Origin of the sequence: Morganella sp. BCCO 40_0007 (assembly GCF_032989665.1) — a bacterium.
GTDB lineage: Bacteria > Pseudomonadota > Gammaproteobacteria > Enterobacterales > Enterobacteriaceae > Morganella > Morganella sibonii.
On sequence record NZ_JAVBIN010000002.1, the window covers coordinates 314,885 to 328,820 of the forward strand.

15 protein-coding genes and 1 riboswitch are annotated in these 13,936 nt (G+C 53.8%); of the genes, 7 read left to right on the forward strand and 8 right to left on the reverse strand.

Annotated features, from left to right (window positions below):
- Window positions 1-24 precede the first annotated feature (24 nt).
- Genes hlyD through R5268_RS03510 form a run of 5 tightly spaced genes read left to right on the forward strand, consistent with a single transcriptional unit; the run spans window position 25 to window position 5,926 of the window.
- Window positions 25-1,023 carry a secretion protein HlyD gene (gene hlyD, locus R5268_RS03490; protein WP_107678151.1) on the forward strand — a complete coding sequence of 333 codons (999 nt, stop codon included), beginning with the start codon at window positions 25-27 and terminating at the stop codon, window positions 1,021-1,023.
- A gap of 9 nt (window positions 1,024-1,032) precedes the next feature.
- Entirely contained in the window at window positions 1,033-2,778 is a 1,746-nt protein-coding gene (locus R5268_RS03495) for an ATP-binding cassette domain-containing protein (RefSeq protein WP_317418663.1), read from the forward strand.
- Window positions 2,775-3,911: an ABC transporter permease gene (locus tag R5268_RS03500; protein WP_046893751.1), complete on the forward strand. Its 1,137-nt coding sequence runs from the start codon at window positions 2,775-2,777 to the stop codon at window positions 3,909-3,911. The genes R5268_RS03495 and R5268_RS03500 overlap by 4 nt, the downstream gene beginning before the upstream one ends.
- A 10-nt stretch (window positions 3,912-3,921) precedes the next feature.
- Window positions 3,922-5,019: an ABC transporter permease gene (locus R5268_RS03505; RefSeq protein WP_317418662.1), complete on the forward strand. Its 1,098-nt coding sequence runs from the start codon at window positions 3,922-3,924 to the stop codon at window positions 5,017-5,019.
- 31 nt (window positions 5,020-5,050) lie between these two features.
- Complete coding sequence (locus R5268_RS03510) at window positions 5,051-5,926, forward strand: aminoglycoside phosphotransferase family protein (RefSeq protein ID WP_317418661.1); 876 nt, start codon at window positions 5,051-5,053, stop codon at window positions 5,924-5,926.
- A 59-nt stretch (window positions 5,927-5,985) separates the two neighbouring features.
- Here R5268_RS03510 and R5268_RS03515 read toward each other — a convergent pair whose 3' ends face one another.
- The 6 genes from R5268_RS03515 to R5268_RS03540 form a co-directional block, all read right to left on the reverse strand.
- On the reverse strand, window positions 5,986-6,696 hold the full coding sequence (locus R5268_RS03515; RefSeq protein ID WP_046893747.1) for a Bax inhibitor-1 family protein: 711 nt from the start codon (window positions 6,694-6,696) through the stop codon (window positions 5,986-5,988).
- A 200-nt stretch (window positions 6,697-6,896) separates the two neighbouring features.
- Window positions 6,897-7,352, reverse strand: coding sequence for a molybdopterin synthase catalytic subunit MoaE (moaE, locus tag R5268_RS03520; RefSeq protein ID WP_054425568.1), 456 nt, complete (start codon window positions 7,350-7,352; stop codon window positions 6,897-6,899).
- 3 nt (window positions 7,353-7,355) lie between these two features.
- Window positions 7,356-7,601 (reverse strand): molybdopterin synthase sulfur carrier subunit, encoded by a 246-nt coding sequence (gene moaD, locus R5268_RS03525; protein ID WP_182104834.1) that lies wholly within the window; start codon window positions 7,599-7,601, stop codon window positions 7,356-7,358.
- Window positions 7,598-8,077 (reverse strand): cyclic pyranopterin monophosphate synthase MoaC, encoded by a 480-nt coding sequence (moaC, locus tag R5268_RS03530; protein WP_046893744.1) that lies wholly within the window; start codon window positions 8,075-8,077, stop codon window positions 7,598-7,600. The genes moaD and moaC overlap by 4 nt, the downstream gene beginning before the upstream one ends.
- A gap of 25 nt (window positions 8,078-8,102) precedes the next feature.
- Window positions 8,103-9,086, reverse strand: a complete 984-nt coding sequence (gene moaA / locus R5268_RS03535; protein WP_317418660.1) for a GTP 3',8-cyclase MoaA — start codon at window positions 9,084-9,086, stop codon at window positions 8,103-8,105.
- Window positions 9,074-9,222: riboswitch (molybdenum cofactor riboswitch) on the reverse strand. It overlaps the preceding gene by 13 nt.
- Before the next feature lie 286 nt (window positions 9,223-9,508).
- Complete coding sequence (locus R5268_RS03540) at window positions 9,509-10,051, reverse strand: GNAT family N-acetyltransferase (protein WP_166707260.1); 543 nt, start codon at window positions 10,049-10,051, stop codon at window positions 9,509-9,511.
- 256 nt (window positions 10,052-10,307) lie between these two features.
- Between R5268_RS03540 and R5268_RS03545 the strand changes: the two genes are divergently transcribed.
- Entirely contained in the window at window positions 10,308-11,216 is a 909-nt protein-coding gene (locus R5268_RS03545) for a uridine diphosphate-N-acetylglucosamine-binding protein YvcK (RefSeq protein WP_046893742.1), read from the forward strand.
- A gap of 5 nt (window positions 11,217-11,221) precedes the next feature.
- Here R5268_RS03545 and uvrB read toward each other — a convergent pair whose 3' ends face one another.
- Window positions 11,222-13,234 (reverse strand): excinuclease ABC subunit UvrB, encoded by a 2,013-nt coding sequence (gene uvrB, locus R5268_RS03550; RefSeq protein WP_054425562.1) that lies wholly within the window; start codon window positions 13,232-13,234, stop codon window positions 11,222-11,224.
- Between the two features lie 27 nt (window positions 13,235-13,261).
- Between uvrB and R5268_RS03555 the strand changes: the two genes are divergently transcribed.
- Window positions 13,262-13,414 (forward strand): hypothetical protein, encoded by a 153-nt coding sequence (locus R5268_RS03555; protein WP_317418659.1) that lies wholly within the window; start codon window positions 13,262-13,264, stop codon window positions 13,412-13,414.
- Between the two features lie 349 nt (window positions 13,415-13,763).
- Here the strand turns inward: R5268_RS03555 and R5268_RS03560 are convergent, their stop codons facing one another.
- Window positions 13,764-13,928 carry a hypothetical protein gene (locus tag R5268_RS03560; RefSeq protein WP_230059243.1) on the reverse strand — a complete coding sequence of 55 codons (165 nt, stop codon included), beginning with the start codon at window positions 13,926-13,928 and terminating at the stop codon, window positions 13,764-13,766.
- Window positions 13,929-13,936: the final 8 nt, after the last annotated feature.

Below are 13,936 nucleotides of genomic sequence, written 5' to 3' on the forward strand. Positions count from 1 at the left end.
TGATAACTCACTGGAAACCAATTCATGAAACCAATGAAAAAAACCGGGATATTTATCATTATTCTGATTCTGCTGGCGGGTGCCGGCGGATGGTACTGGTGGGAGTCCCGCCCGTCGGGGCCCGCCCTGCTGTACGGTAATGTGGATATCCGGACGGTGAATCTTGGTTTTCGTGTCGGCGGCAAGCTGCAATCCCTGAATGCGGATGAAGGTGCTGCTGTGCAGCCCGGAGAGTTACTCGGTATGCTGGATGATACGCCGTACCGCCACGCCCTGCTGAAAGCAGAGGGGGTACGGGACAGTGCGCAGGCTGCACTATTGCTGATGGAAACCGGCTACCGTCCGGAAGAAATCGCACAGGCAAAAGCGGATGTTGCCCGCAATACCGCGGCGGCAGAATTCGCCCGTCAGTTTTATCAGCGCCAGGCCGGACTGATGAAAAGTCGTGCCATCTCCGCCAATGACCTGGAAAATGCCCGGAATCAGCGCAATCAGGCCGATGCGGCACTGAAAGCCTCACAGGATAAACTCAATCAGCTGGAAAACGGTTACCGCAAAGAAGAGATTGCCGAAGCACGCGGACAGCTGAAACAGGCCGAAGCCGCAGTGGAGCAGGCGAAGCTTGATCTGGCCGATACCCGGCTGACCGCACCGGCAGAAGGAACTATTCTGACCCGAGCCATTGAACCCGGCACAATTTTACCGGCAGGCAGCACGGTGTTTACACTGACGCTGACCAATCCGGTATGGGTACGGGCGTATGTCAGTGAAAATGAACTGGGACAGGCACAACCCGGACGCAAAGTCCTGCTGGAAACCGACAGCCGCCCGGGCAAACCGTATCACGGTCATGTGGGATTTGTTTCCCCGACCGCCGAATTTACCCCGAAATCCGTTGAAACCCCGGCGCTGAGAACCGATCTGGTCTACCGTCTGCGCATTGTCGTGACCGATGCCGATCCGCTGCTGCGTCAGGGGATGCCGGTCACCATCCGCTTTGATAACGAAGAGCCGCAGTCGTAAGGAGAGACGATGTCAGACATCACTATCTCCCTCAGTGCGGTCGAAAAGCATTTTCCCGGCCTTGATAATCCGGCCGTTGACCGGCTGACCACCACGATTCAGGGCGGTGGTGTGACCGGGCTTGCCGGGCCTGACGGTGCCGGAAAAACCACGCTGATCCGTATGCTGGCCGGGCTGCTGAAACCGGACAGCGGAGAGATCCGCGTCGCCGGGTTTGATCCGATTGAGGACAGTGTCGCTTTGCGCGCACAGCTCGGTTATATGCCGCAAAAATTCGGGCTGTATGAAGATCTGTCCGTGATGGAAAACCTCCGTTTATATGCCGAACTGCGCGGCCTGCCACACCACGAACAACAGGCGGTTTTTGACCGCCTGCTGACCTTTACCGATCTGACCCGCTTTACCGGCCGTATGGCAGGCAAACTCTCCGGCGGTATGAAACAGAAGTTGGGCCTGGCCTGTACACTGCTCGGGCAGCCGCAGGTACTGCTGCTCGATGAGCCGGGTGTGGGGGTCGATCCTATCGCCCGCCGCGAGTTGTGGCGGATGGTGCACTCCCTCGCCGATGACGGCATGCTGATCCTCTGGAGTACCTCTTATCTGGATGAAGCGGAACAGTGCCGCGATGTGCTGCTGCTCAATCAGGGAAAAGTGATTTATGAAGGCAAACCGGCACAGCTGACAGAAACCATGGAGGGCCGCTCTTTCCTGCTGTCCGCTGAACCCGGTGAGCGCCGCCGTATCTTACAGGAGGCATTGATTCAGCCACAGGTGACAGACGGTGTTATTCAGGGGCGTTATGTCCGGCTGATTGTGAAACCACAGGCGGATACCCGCGCTCTGCTCAGCGCGCTGAATACCCCGGATGCGGAACTGCTGCCCGCCAAACCGCGTTTTGAGGATGCGTTTATTGATCTGCTCGGCGGCGGCCCGTCACACCGTTCGCAGCTGGCACAGATTATGCCGCAGATCCCGGCGGCACCGGATGAAACCGTAATTGAAGCCGTCAGTCTGACCAAAAAATTCGGTGATTTTGCCGCAACCGATCATGTGGATTTTCAGGTTAAGCGCGGGGAGATTTTCGGCCTGCTCGGCCCGAACGGTGCGGGGAAATCCACCACGTTCAAAATGATGTGCGGCCTGATGATCCCGAGCAGCGGCCGCGCCCTGGTACTGGGGCTGGATCTGAAAACCAGCTCAGCCAAAGCCCGCAGCCGCCTGGGTTATATGGCACAGAAATTTTCCCTCTACGGTAATCTGACCGTCGCCCAGAATCTGACATTTTTCTCCGGTGTTTACGGGCTGCGCGGCAAAGCACAACAGCAGAAAATCGACGATATGGTGAATGCCTTTAATTTCACCCCGATCCTGCGCCAGACCACCGAAGATTTACCGCTCGGTTTCAAACAGCGGCTGGCGCTGGCCTGCGCCCTGATGCATGAGCCGGATATTCTTTTTCTCGACGAACCGACTTCCGGAGTTGATCCGCTGACCCGCCGCGAGTTCTGGCTGCATATCAACGGTATGGTGGATAAAGGTGTAACCGTGATGGTGACCACTCACTTTATGGATGAGGCGGAATATTGTGACCGTATCGGACTGGTCTATCACGGCAAAATCATTGCCGCCGGTACGCCGGATGAACTAAAAGCCTCTGTCGCGGATGACACCCATCCTGATCCGTCGATGGAAGATGCCTTTATCGGGCTGGTCGAAGAATATGACAAAGAAAGCGCACAGGAGGCCGCATCATGAGCGCACCTTCCGGTTTTTCATGGCGTCGTCTGCGGGCGCTGTGCATCAAAGAGAGCAAACAAATTGTCCGCGACCCGTCGAGTGCCCTGATCGCCATTGTTATTCCGCTGATTCTGTTATTTATTTTCGGCTATGGCATCAATCTGGATTCATCAAAACTGCGCCTCGGGATTCTGGTGAATCAGCAGAGTGAACCGGCGCGGGAACTGATCAGCACGTTTACCGGTTCTCCGTTTATTGATGCCACCCTCAGCGATAACCGCCATGAATTAATCGATAAACTTCAGGCAGGACATATCCGCGGTATTGTGGTGATCCCGGCCGATTTTGACAAACGCCTTGCCCGTCAGGGTGATATCGCACCAATTCAGGTGATTACGGACGGCAGCGAGCCAAATACTGCCAATTTTGTGCAGGGCTATGCCAGCGGTATCTGGCAAATCTGGCAGCAGCAGCGCGCACAGGATAAGGGGATCAGCAGTGAACCGCTCATTGATGTCCGGCTGCGCTACTGGTTTAACCCGGCCGCTGTCAGCCAGCATTTTATTATTCCGGGCGCAATCAGCATCATTATTACCGTGGTCGGTGCGATCCTGACCTCGCTGGTGGTGGCGCGGGAATGGGAGCGCGGTACCATGGAAGCGCTGCTTTCCACACAGGTGACCAAAACGGAACTGCTGCTCTCCAAACTGCTGCCCTATCAGGTGCTCGGCAGTTTTGTGATGGTGCTCTGTATGGTGGTGACGGTGTATGTGCTGGATGTGCCGTATCGCGGTTCGCTGTGGCTGCTGGCTCTGGTGACTTCCCTTTATCTTGCCACTGCACTCGGCATGGGGCTGTTGATTTCCACGGTAACCCGCAATCAGTTTAATGCCGCGATGATCTCCCTGAATGCCGCATTTCTGCCCGCGATTATGCTGTCCGGATTTGTGTTTGAAATCGACAGTATGCCGGTGGCGATACAGGTGGTGACCTATGTGATCCCGGCGCGCTACTTTGTGGAAAGCCTGCAAACCCTGTTTCTGGCGGGCAATATTATGCCGGTGATTATCAGCAATCTGGTGCTGCTGATCCTGTCAGCCATTGTGTTTATCGGCCTGACCGCCCTGAAAACCCGCCGCCGGCTTGATTAAGGAGAAGCGCATGTTCCACCGGATATTCACCTTAATTATTAAAGAGCTGCAATTGCTTCTGCGGGAGCGGCAGACCCGTACGATCCTGATCGTACCGGTAATTTTTCAGATGATTTTGTTCCCGCTGGCGGCAACGCTGGAAGTCACCAACGCGACTATCGAGATTTACGATGAGGACAAAGGCCCCGCATCCATTGAACTGACCCAGCAGTTTGCCAAAGCCAGTGCCTTTTCAGACGTACTGCTGATCCAAAACCGGCAGGACGTACGGGATGTGATTGATAACCGCAAAGCGCTGCTGCTGGTACATTTCCCGCAGAATTTCAGTGCGCAGCTTGCCGGACACAAACCGGCACAGCTGCAAATTCTGCTCGACGGGCGGAATTCCAACAGTGCGCAGATAGCCGCCAATTATGTTCAGCAAATTACCGCGCATTATCAGCAGGAACGGATGCCGCAGGCGGTCACCAGTGAGCTGGTGGTGCGCAACTGGTATAACCCGAACCTGGATTACAAATGGTTTATCGTGCCCTCGCTGGTGGCGCTGATCACCACCATCGGTGTGATGATTGTGACCTCACTCTCTGTTGCCCGCGAACGGGAACAGGGCACGCTGGATCAGCTGCTGGTTTCGCCGCTGACCACCGGTGAAATCTTTGTCGGCAAAGCCGTTCCCGCGCTGATTGTGGCAACGGTTCAGGCCAGTATCGTGCTGGTGATCGGCATTTTCGCTTATCACATCCCTTTCTCCGGCTCACTGCTCCTGTTTTATTTCACCATGGTGATATACGGGCTGTCGCTGGTCGGATTCGGCCTGTTAATCTCCGCCCTTTCCGCCACCCAGCAGCAGGCCTTTATCGGCGTGTTTGTCTTTATGATGCCTGCCGTGCTGCTGTCCGGTTATATTGCCCCGGTGGAGAATATGCCGGTCTGGCTGCAACATATCACCTGGGTCAATCCTATCCGCCATTTCAATGAAATCACCAAACAGATTTACCTCAAAGATGCGGATTTCAGTGTTATCCGCCAGAGCCTCTGGCCGCTTCTGGTGATCGCGGTCACCACCGGATCGGCTGCCTATGCGTTATTCCGGCGCAAGATTGCGTGATAACGTCCGGTAAAAAGAAATATTAACTATTGTGATACCCGATACACACCTTGCCGCTGCGCTGATAGCGGAACAATTCCCGCAGTGGGCACATCTGCCGGTGACACCGGTCGCGACCAGCGGCTGGGATAACCGGACATTTCATCTGGGTGAAGAGATGCTGATCCGCCTGCCGTCTTCACAGGATTATGCCGGTCAGGTGCTGAAAGAACAGCGGTGGTTGCCGCGTCTGGCAACAGGACTGAAGATTCAGATCCCGGTCCCGCTCGGTACGGGTAAACCATCAGAAAGATTTCCGCTGCCGTGGTCTGTGTACCGCTGGATCCCGGGAGAAACGATTGCGGCACACCCGCCGGCAGATAAAGCCGTGTTTGCCCGTGACCTCGCAGATTTTCTGACGGCGTTTCAGAGTATGGATACCACCGGCGGCCCGGCAGCCGGTGAGCAGAATTTTCACCGTGGCGGTAATTTAGCAGTTTATGACAGTGAAACCCGTCAGGCGCTGGCGAACCTAAAAGATAAAACCTGTATTCCGCTGTTTCTGCGGATATGGGAAAACGCCCTGCAATCGCCGAGGACGGCTGAGCCTGTCTGGGTTCACGGTGATATCAGTGCGGGTAATCTTCTCACTGCTGACGGCCGTCTGAGTGCCGTGATTGACTTCGGGCAACTTGGTACCGGTGACCCGGCCAGTGATCTGGTAATCGCCTGGACCTTCTTTGACAGAGAAAGCCGTGACATTTTCTTTGAACGGCTGCGATGTGACGCCGGAACCCGCGCAAGAGCAATGGGCTGGGCGCTGTGGAAAGCACTGATTGTCAGTGCAGCCCCGCAGAATACCAATGTGACGGAGGCCGGACAGGCAGCCCGGACGCTGGAACAGATTATTGCAGATGCCGGGCAGTAAACGCAAAAAAGGCCGGTTTTCACCGGCCTTTCATTTTTTACACATTATTCTGTCTGTGATTAGCGGCGGTCGCCCAGCAGGCGCAGCAGCATCAGGAACAGGTTGATGAAGTCCAGGTACAGAGACAGCGCACCCACGATCGCATAGCGGCGCATGGTGTCTTTGTTGTTGCTGTCAATCTGCTCACCCAGTTCACGCAGTTTCTGCGTGTCATACGCGGTCAGGCCGGCAAACACAATCACGCCGATATAGGTGATGATCAGTGTCATACCTTCGCTTTTCAGCCAGATATTGACCAGTGACGCGATGATAATACCAATCAGCCCCATAAACAGGAAGTTACCCATCCCGGACAGGCTGCGTTTGGTGGTGTAGCCGTAAATACTCAGCGCACCGAACATCCCTGCCGTGATAAAGAAGGTGCTGACGATAGACGCTTCGGTATACACGATAAAGATACTGGCGAGTGTCAGACCCGTCAGTGCGGAATACAGCATAAACAGCCCGGTCGCCACAGAAGCACTCAGGCGCTCAACCATACCGGAGATAACCCAGACCAGTGCCAGCTGAGCAATAATCAGACCGAAGAAGGTGATTTTGCTGGAGAAAACAAAGCTCATAATCGCCATGGAGTTAGACGAATACCAGGCGACAAAAGCAGTCAGCAGCAGACCGCATGCCATCCAGCCGTAAACCTGGGCCATATAAGCCTGAATACCGGAGCCCGCCTGTGAAACTATCGAGCCGTTAGAACGAGGAAATCGGTCCATGATGGATAACCCTTTCATCTGTATCAAATTGTTTATCGGATGATAAACGACCAAGGCCTATAGATTATCACATAAAAGGGGTGTTGCCAGCAGGCAAACTGTCAGGAATTCTCCCCTTTTCTTTACAAACAGGGAATATTTTTAACCTGATATGCGGGCGCCGGAAAAAATCCGGCGATCAGGCGGGGATTGGCGGTAAATTACCAGCGATCTGCGGCTTTTTGGTCGCTTTCTCTGGCATCCACCCAGCGGGTGCCGCCCTCAGGCAATGTCTCTTTTTTCCAGAACGGCGCACGGGTTTTTAAGTAATCCATAAGGAATTCAGCCGCTTCAAATGCCATCCCGCGATGAGCCGCACTGACACCGACAAATACAATCTCATCATTCGGGTATAAACTGCCGACCCGGTGGATCAGCGTCACCCGCTGTAATTCCCAGCGTCCGCGCGCCTGTGTGACTATATCTGTCAGGGCCTTTTCGGTCATGCCCGGATAATGCTCCAGCGTCAGCGCTGCCACATTATCACCCAGGTTATGATTACGGACTTTGCCGGTAAAGGTCACCACCGCACCATCATCCGCGCAACCGGCCAGCCACTGATATTCCTCACCGACACTGAAATTGTCCGTCTGAACAGCAATCCGGGTATTATTCATGGTTCAGCCTCCGGTAACCGGCGGGAAGAATGCGACCTCGTCACCATCTGTCAGCGGATGCGACAGCGGTACAAAAGACTGATTTACCGCACACAGCAGTTTGCCGGATTCCAGCGCCAGCGCCCAGCGATCACCACGCTCACACAGTGCCGCCCGCAAATCTTCTGCGGTGGCGTAATCACACGGCAGAGAAAGTTCGTCAGTGTTCACCAGCTCGCGCACCTGCGCAAAAAACAGTACCTTAATCATGCGTCCGCCTTAAAATGTCCTGATTTCCCGCCGCTTTTTTCCAGTAAGCGCACCGGCCCGATGACCATGTCTTTCTGCACCGCTTTGCACATATCATAAATCGTCAGCGCGGCCACAGAAGCGGCGGTCAGGGCTTCCATCTCCACCCCGGTTTTACCGGTCAGACGGCAGCAGGATTCAATACGCACACGGGATGTTTCCGGCTCCGCACTCAGCTGAACTTCGACTTTGCTCAGCATCAGCGGGTGACACAGCGGGATCAAATCCCAGGTTCGTTTGGCGGCCTGAATACCGGCGATACGGGCTGTCGCAAAGACATCCCCTTTATGATGGTTACCGTCAATAATCATCTGTAAGGTTTTGGCATCCATGGTGATAAAGGCTTCGGCGCGCGCTTCACGGACCGTTTCCTGTTTTCCGGACACATCCACCATGTTGGCTTCGCCCGCCGCATTAATATGGGTGAGTTGAGACATGTAAACTCCTGATATGACCGGCGGATCAGCCGCCGATAACAGATAAATTCGGGGTAATACCGCTGTCCCCCTGATGGAGGAAATGGGTTTCGCGTTTGTGCTGCAATGCCCGCTGAAGCCGTGCTTTCAGCTCGTCATCGTGTCCGTCTTCCGCCAGCAGGTCACGCAGCGTGATCCCCTGCTCACCGAACAGGCACAGATGCAGATTACCGACCGCAGACACCCGCAGACGGTTACAGCTCTGACAGAAGTCTTTTTCATACGGCATGATCAGGCCGATTTCGCCCTGATAATCCGGATGACTGAACACCTGCGCCGGGCCGTCACTGCGGGCACGCGCCACCTGCTGCCAGCCTGCCTGTAGCAGACGGGCACGGATAACATTGCCGGAGATATGAAAACGGCGGAATACATCACTGCCGTCGCCGGTTTCCATCAGTTCAATAAAACGCAGCTGAATCGGGCGGTCTTTGATCCAGTTCAGAAACGCGGGCAGATGGATGTCATTGACATTCTTCATCAGCACCACATTTACTTTGACCTTCTCAAAACCGGCCTCAAACGCGGCATCGATACCGTTCATCACCTGCATGAATTTATCCTGCCCGGTGATAGCGTGAAACTGGCGCGGGTCGAGACTGTCAACACTGACATTCACGGCGCTCAGCCCGGCAGCACGCCAGTCGCGGATATCCCGTGCCATGCGGTAACCGTTGGTGGTCACGGCGATGGTGCGGATATTCTCATTTTCGCGGATAGCGGCAACAATATCGGTAAAATCGCGGCGCATGGTCGGCTCTCCGCCGGTCAGACGGATTTTTTCCGTGCCCAGCTGAGCAAACGCGCGGGTCACCCGGCGGATTTCACCGAGCGAAAGAAAGGATTTGTGTTCGTTTGGTTTATAACCATCAGGCAGACAATAGTTGCAACGGAAATTGCAAACGTCTGTCACGGAGAGGCGCAGATAATAAAACTTGCGCGCAAAGGGATCTGTCAGTTGTTCAGTCATAACACCTTTCCAAATACGGGAGATGCGGACATTTCTATCCTGCACCCTGGTGACACTCTGGAGTGCCACGGCCAGCTCACCCTATTTCCTGTTCTGACTGAAACGTAGGTGTGAAGGCTAGGAGTTAATCGTTGTCATTAATACTGTTAATAACCACGCTAAGTGAATTGATTCTAGCGTCGCCCTGCGGGAATTACCATGACAAATACGCTATATATCTTATTATACAACGAGTTACCGGGACTCCGGAGAAAAAGACTTACACGCGGGATAACGAAAATTTCACACCATTTTTCAATTAATTAGCAAATAAATTATAGGTTGCCGAACAAATAACAACCAACAAACCGCCGGAAATACGGCGGTTTGCCGGGAAAATTATTTACCACTTTCTTGATCTGACACCCGTATATCCTGCCCGGTCAGTCCAGTGTAAGGTGATAGAAAATAACGGATTTATAATTCATCATCAGTGTCTCCTGCGGACGGAACCCGTGACGCTCTGCCAGCCGGGCAGACGGTTTATTCTCAGGAGCGATAATACACACACATTCATTAATGCCGCGCACCTCTTTCAGCCAGGTCAGTATGGCTCCCAATGCTTCACCGGCATAGCCCTTGCCGTGCGCCCGCTCTGCAAATACCCAGCCCGCTTCCGGATAGCGGCTGATGTCTTTTTCCATTTCACGGTAAAAATCCGCAAAACCGATATCGCCGATATACTCTCCGGTACTTTTTTCCCTGACCGCCCAGTAACCATACCCCAGCAGCGGCCACAATCCGAGATACGCCAGCATCCGCATCCAGCTGTCACGGGGCGTGGAGATTTGCCCGGCCATGATATGATGCGTTACCGCGGTATCCGACCACATGTCAGCGACTGCCGCATGATCCTCTCTGCGGTGAGCGCTCAGGATCAGGCGTTCAGTTTCCAGCACCGGAATGGTGCACGTCAGGTCATTCATGATGTTCTTCCTGCCATTTATTGATTTTAGTTATTGATGTTTATTTATGATGCTTTCAGTCATCACATCCACTCATACCATGACTTCCCTGCCGTTGCCACCACCGAATTACGCGTAATAGTACGCAGCAAAAAGATAATTTATCTTTATGATTGAGCAGAGTTTGATAAATCTCAGTATCGTGACGCGAAAAATTGGTTTTTATGATAGATTAGCGCGCAAATAAATATGAAAACTCAGGGAATGCATAAACACTATGGGAAACCGCACACTCACGTCGCTGGAACATGTTGTTGCTTTAGGCGGAGGCCACGGGCTGGGACGGGTGATGTCCTGCCTGAACGGTCTGGGATCGCGGCTGACCGGCGTGGTCACCACCACGGATAACGGCGGCTCCACCGGCCGGATCCGCCGGGCGGAGGGCGGCATTGCCTGGGGGGATATGCGCAACTGCCTCAATCAGATGATCACCGAGCCGTCAATTGCCTCCACCATGTTTGAATACCGTTTCAGCGGCAATGGTGAGCTGGCGGGCCATAACCTGGGGAATCTGATGCTCAAGGCACTGGATCATATGAGTGTGCGCCCGCTGGATGCGATCAATCTGATCCGCAATATGCTGAAAGTGAAAGCGAAGTTAATCCCGATGTCGGAAACGCCGGTTGATTTGATGGCTATCGACAGCGACGGCCACGAGGTGTACGGCGAAGTCAATGTGGATCAGCTGACCTGCCCGCCGCAGGAGTTACAGCTCTCACCGCCGGTGAAAACCACCAAAGAAGCGCTGGACGCTATCTGCCGTGCAGAGCTGATCATTATCGGTCCCGGCAGTTTCTTCACCAGCCTGATGCCGCTGATGCTGCTGCCCGATTTCACCAAAGCCATTAATTTCAATCAGGCGCCGATGATCTACATTGAAAATCTCGGCAAAGAGCTGAGCCCTGCGGCCGCGTCACTCAGTCTGAGTGAAAAAATAGCCGTGCTGGAAAAACGCATCGGCCGCAAACGGATAGATGCTGTGGTATGCGCACCGCATATCAATACCGGCGATCTGGGCGACCGCCTGATTGTCAGAGAGGTCCTGGAGGCACAGGATGTCCCGTACCGCCATGACCGCAACCTGCTGCTGAGTGCGCTGGATAAAACAATCGGCCTGTTGCCCTGATACAGTCAGGAGTTGGCAATAAACTGCTCACGCAATCCCTGTAATTCATCCCGTACCGCTGCCGCCTGTTCAAATTCCAGATCCTGAGCGTGGCGGTACATCTGCGCTTCCAGTTCCTGAATTTTAACTTCCAGCTCTTTCGGCGACATACGCTGGTAATCGCTGCTTTTCGCAGCAGCTTTTCCTTTGCCTTTGTTTTTCGATCCCGCAGACGGCTGACCGATTTTCAGGATATCGCCAATCTTTTTGTTCAGCCCTTTCGGCACAATACCGTGTGCTTCGTTAAACGCCATCTGCTTCTCTCTGCGGCGTTCGGTTTCCTCAATCGCTTTCGCCATTGAGGCCGTAATTTTATCGCCGTAGAGAATCGCCTTACCGTGCAGGTTACGGGCGGCACGGCCGATGGTCTGGATCAGGGAACGTTCGGAACGCAGGAAACCTTCTTTGTCCGCATCCAGGATAGCCACCAGCGATACTTCCGGCATATCCAGCCCCTCACGCAGTAAGTTGATGCCCACCAGCACATCAAACTCCCCGAGGCGCAGGTCACGGATAATCTCCACGCGCTCGACTGTATCGATATCCGAGTGCAGATAACGCACCCGCTCACCGTGCTCTTCCAGATATTCAGTAAGATCTTCCGCCATCCGTTTGGTCAGTGTGGTGACCAGCACACGCTCATTTTTCTGCGCGCGGATGCGGATTTCAGACAGCAGATCATCCACCTGCGTGGTGACCGGCCGCACTTCCACTTCCGGATCGAGCAGCCCGGTCGGCCGCACAACCTGTTCAACCACATCAGAGCCGGATTTCTCCGTTTCATATTTACCCGGCGTGGCAGACACATAAATACTCTGCGGGGCGAGGGATTCAAATTCCTCAAAACGCAGCGGGCGGTTATCCAGCGCGGACGGCAGACGGAAGCCGTATTCCACCAGGGTTTCTTTGCGTGAACGGTCGCCTTTGTACATCCCGCCGATTTGCGGAATCGTGACGTGGGATTCATCGATCACCAGCAGGCCATCTGCCGGCAGGTAATCAAACAGGGTCGGCGGGGATTCGCCGGATTTACGTCCGGAGAGATAGCGCGAGTAGTTTTCGATACCCGAGCAGTAACCCAGTTCATTCATCATTTCCAGATCAAACTGGGTGCGCTGGGCAAGTCGCTGCTCTTCCACCAGCTTGTTATTGTCGATCAGGAATTTGCGCCGCTCCGCCAGCTCGGTTTTAATCCCTTCCATCGCCTCAATGATGCGCTCACGCGGCGTCACATAGTGGGTTTTCGGGTAAACGGTAAAACGCGGCACCTGATAATGGATGTGCCCGGTCAGCGGGTCAAACAGTGACAGGCGCTCCACCTCATCATCAAACAGTTCGACGCGCAGCGCGTAATCATCCGATTCCGCCGGGAAAATATCCACCACCTCACCGCGTACACGGAATGTGCCGCGCTGAAAAGCCTGGTCGTTACGGGTGTACTGGAGATCGGAAAGCCGGTGCAGGATCGAGCGCTGATCGATGATCATCCCTTCCGTCAGATGCAGCATCATTTTCAGGTAACTGTCCGGATCACCCAGACCGTAGATAGCGGAAACCGATGCCACCACCACCACATCCCGCCGTTCCAGCAGGGCTTTGGTGGCAGAGAGCCGCATCTGCTCAATATGTTCGTTAACCGAGGCATCCTTTTCGATAAAGGTGTCTGAGCTCGGCACATAGGCTTCCGGCTGGTAATAGTCATAGTAGGAGACAAAATATTCCACCGCGTTTTCGGGAAAGAAATCTTTAATCTCACTGTAGAGCTGCGCGGCAAGGGTTTTGTTAGGCGCCATAATCATAGTCGGACGGTTCAGCGTGGCGATAACATTGGCAATAGTAAAGGTTTTCCCTGAACCGGTTACCCCCAGCAGCGTCTGATGCGCCAGCCCGTCTTCCAGGCCCTCAACCAGTTTTGCAATAGCCTGCGGCTGGTCACCGGCCGGTTTAAAGTCAGAATGCAGTTTAAATAGTTTGCTCATGGGCCCCCCTGCGCGAATAGGGTCACTATGATACTGGATAAAAAACCAGCTTCAACCCCCGGCAGAAAAAATCCGTTATTTTGTGATTTTTTGCTTGCAAAACTGGGGAAAATTTTATTGCCTTTCCACAGTTATCCCCAAAAAAAAGCACTTGCAATTTTAAATTATGCTGAAATCTGATGCGCCTCTGACCAATTGCTATTTTTCACGCCGGAGGACTCTTGATTTTATTTATCTATTTGTTATTTATAGATAAATCATAAAAGCCCGATTTTACAACAATGTCAGTGAAAGCCCCGTATCTGCAAGGATGGCGTGAGTTTTCTAAAGTTAATACACAAGGTTATCCACAGGAATAGTGGATAACTTAATAAAGTCGTTTGCCGGTGCATGGTTGCGTGACATTGTGCAGCCATAAAATTGTCACTTTCAGCACAAAGAGAAAAAATAATTCAGGATTTTTTCCTGATAAAAAACACCCGGCCGGAAGATTTGCCGTGATCCCGGCACGATCCTGCCGGGAGCAGGATCAGTGTGCGGAAACCGGCAGAGAAAGATAGCCGGATAAGTCCTGATTCAGCGGATCCGGCAGATGGGGAAGCACACCCGGGCACAGTGCCGGGATCAGATTACTGAGTGTCGCCAGATACGCCTGCTGCCGCAGTCCCGGCGGCGTGACCTCATCGGGCTTCACACCACGGC

Excerpts from the sequence above, each read along its gene's own strand:
- moaE (WP_054425568.1), bottom strand. The coding sequence starts at position 7,352 with ATGAATAATACCCGGATTGCTGTTCAGACGGACAATTTCAGTGTCGGT.
- R5268_RS03495 (WP_317418663.1), top strand. The coding sequence starts at position 1,033 with ATGTCAGACATCACTATCTCCCTCAGTGCGGTCGAAAAGCATTTTCCC.
- moaD (WP_182104834.1), bottom strand. The coding sequence starts at position 7,601 with ATGATTAAGGTACTGTTTTTTGCGCAGGTGCGCGAGCTGGTGAACACT.
- R5268_RS03540 (WP_166707260.1), bottom strand. The coding sequence starts at position 10,051 with ATGAATGACCTGACGTGCACCATTCCGGTGCTGGAAACTGAACGCCTG.
- moaA (WP_317418660.1), bottom strand. The coding sequence starts at position 9,086 with ATGACTGAACAACTGACAGATCCCTTTGCGCGCAAGTTTTATTATCTG.
- R5268_RS03555 (WP_317418659.1), top strand. The coding sequence starts at position 13,262 with ATGATACTGGATAAAAAACCAGCTTCAACCCCCGGCAGAAAAAATCCG.
- R5268_RS03545 (WP_046893742.1), top strand. The coding sequence starts at position 10,308 with ATGGGAAACCGCACACTCACGTCGCTGGAACATGTTGTTGCTTTAGGC.
- hlyD (WP_107678151.1), top strand. The coding sequence starts at position 25 with ATGAAACCAATGAAAAAAACCGGGATATTTATCATTATTCTGATTCTG.
- R5268_RS03500 (WP_046893751.1), top strand. The coding sequence starts at position 2,775 with ATGAGCGCACCTTCCGGTTTTTCATGGCGTCGTCTGCGGGCGCTGTGC.
- moaC (WP_046893744.1), bottom strand. The coding sequence starts at position 8,077 with ATGTCTCAACTCACCCATATTAATGCGGCGGGCGAAGCCAACATGGTG.
- uvrB (WP_054425562.1), bottom strand. The coding sequence starts at position 13,234 with ATGAGCAAACTATTTAAACTGCATTCTGACTTTAAACCGGCCGGTGAC.
- R5268_RS03515 (WP_046893747.1), bottom strand. The coding sequence starts at position 6,696 with ATGGACCGATTTCCTCGTTCTAACGGCTCGATAGTTTCACAGGCGGGC.
- R5268_RS03505 (WP_317418662.1), top strand. The coding sequence starts at position 3,922 with ATGTTCCACCGGATATTCACCTTAATTATTAAAGAGCTGCAATTGCTT.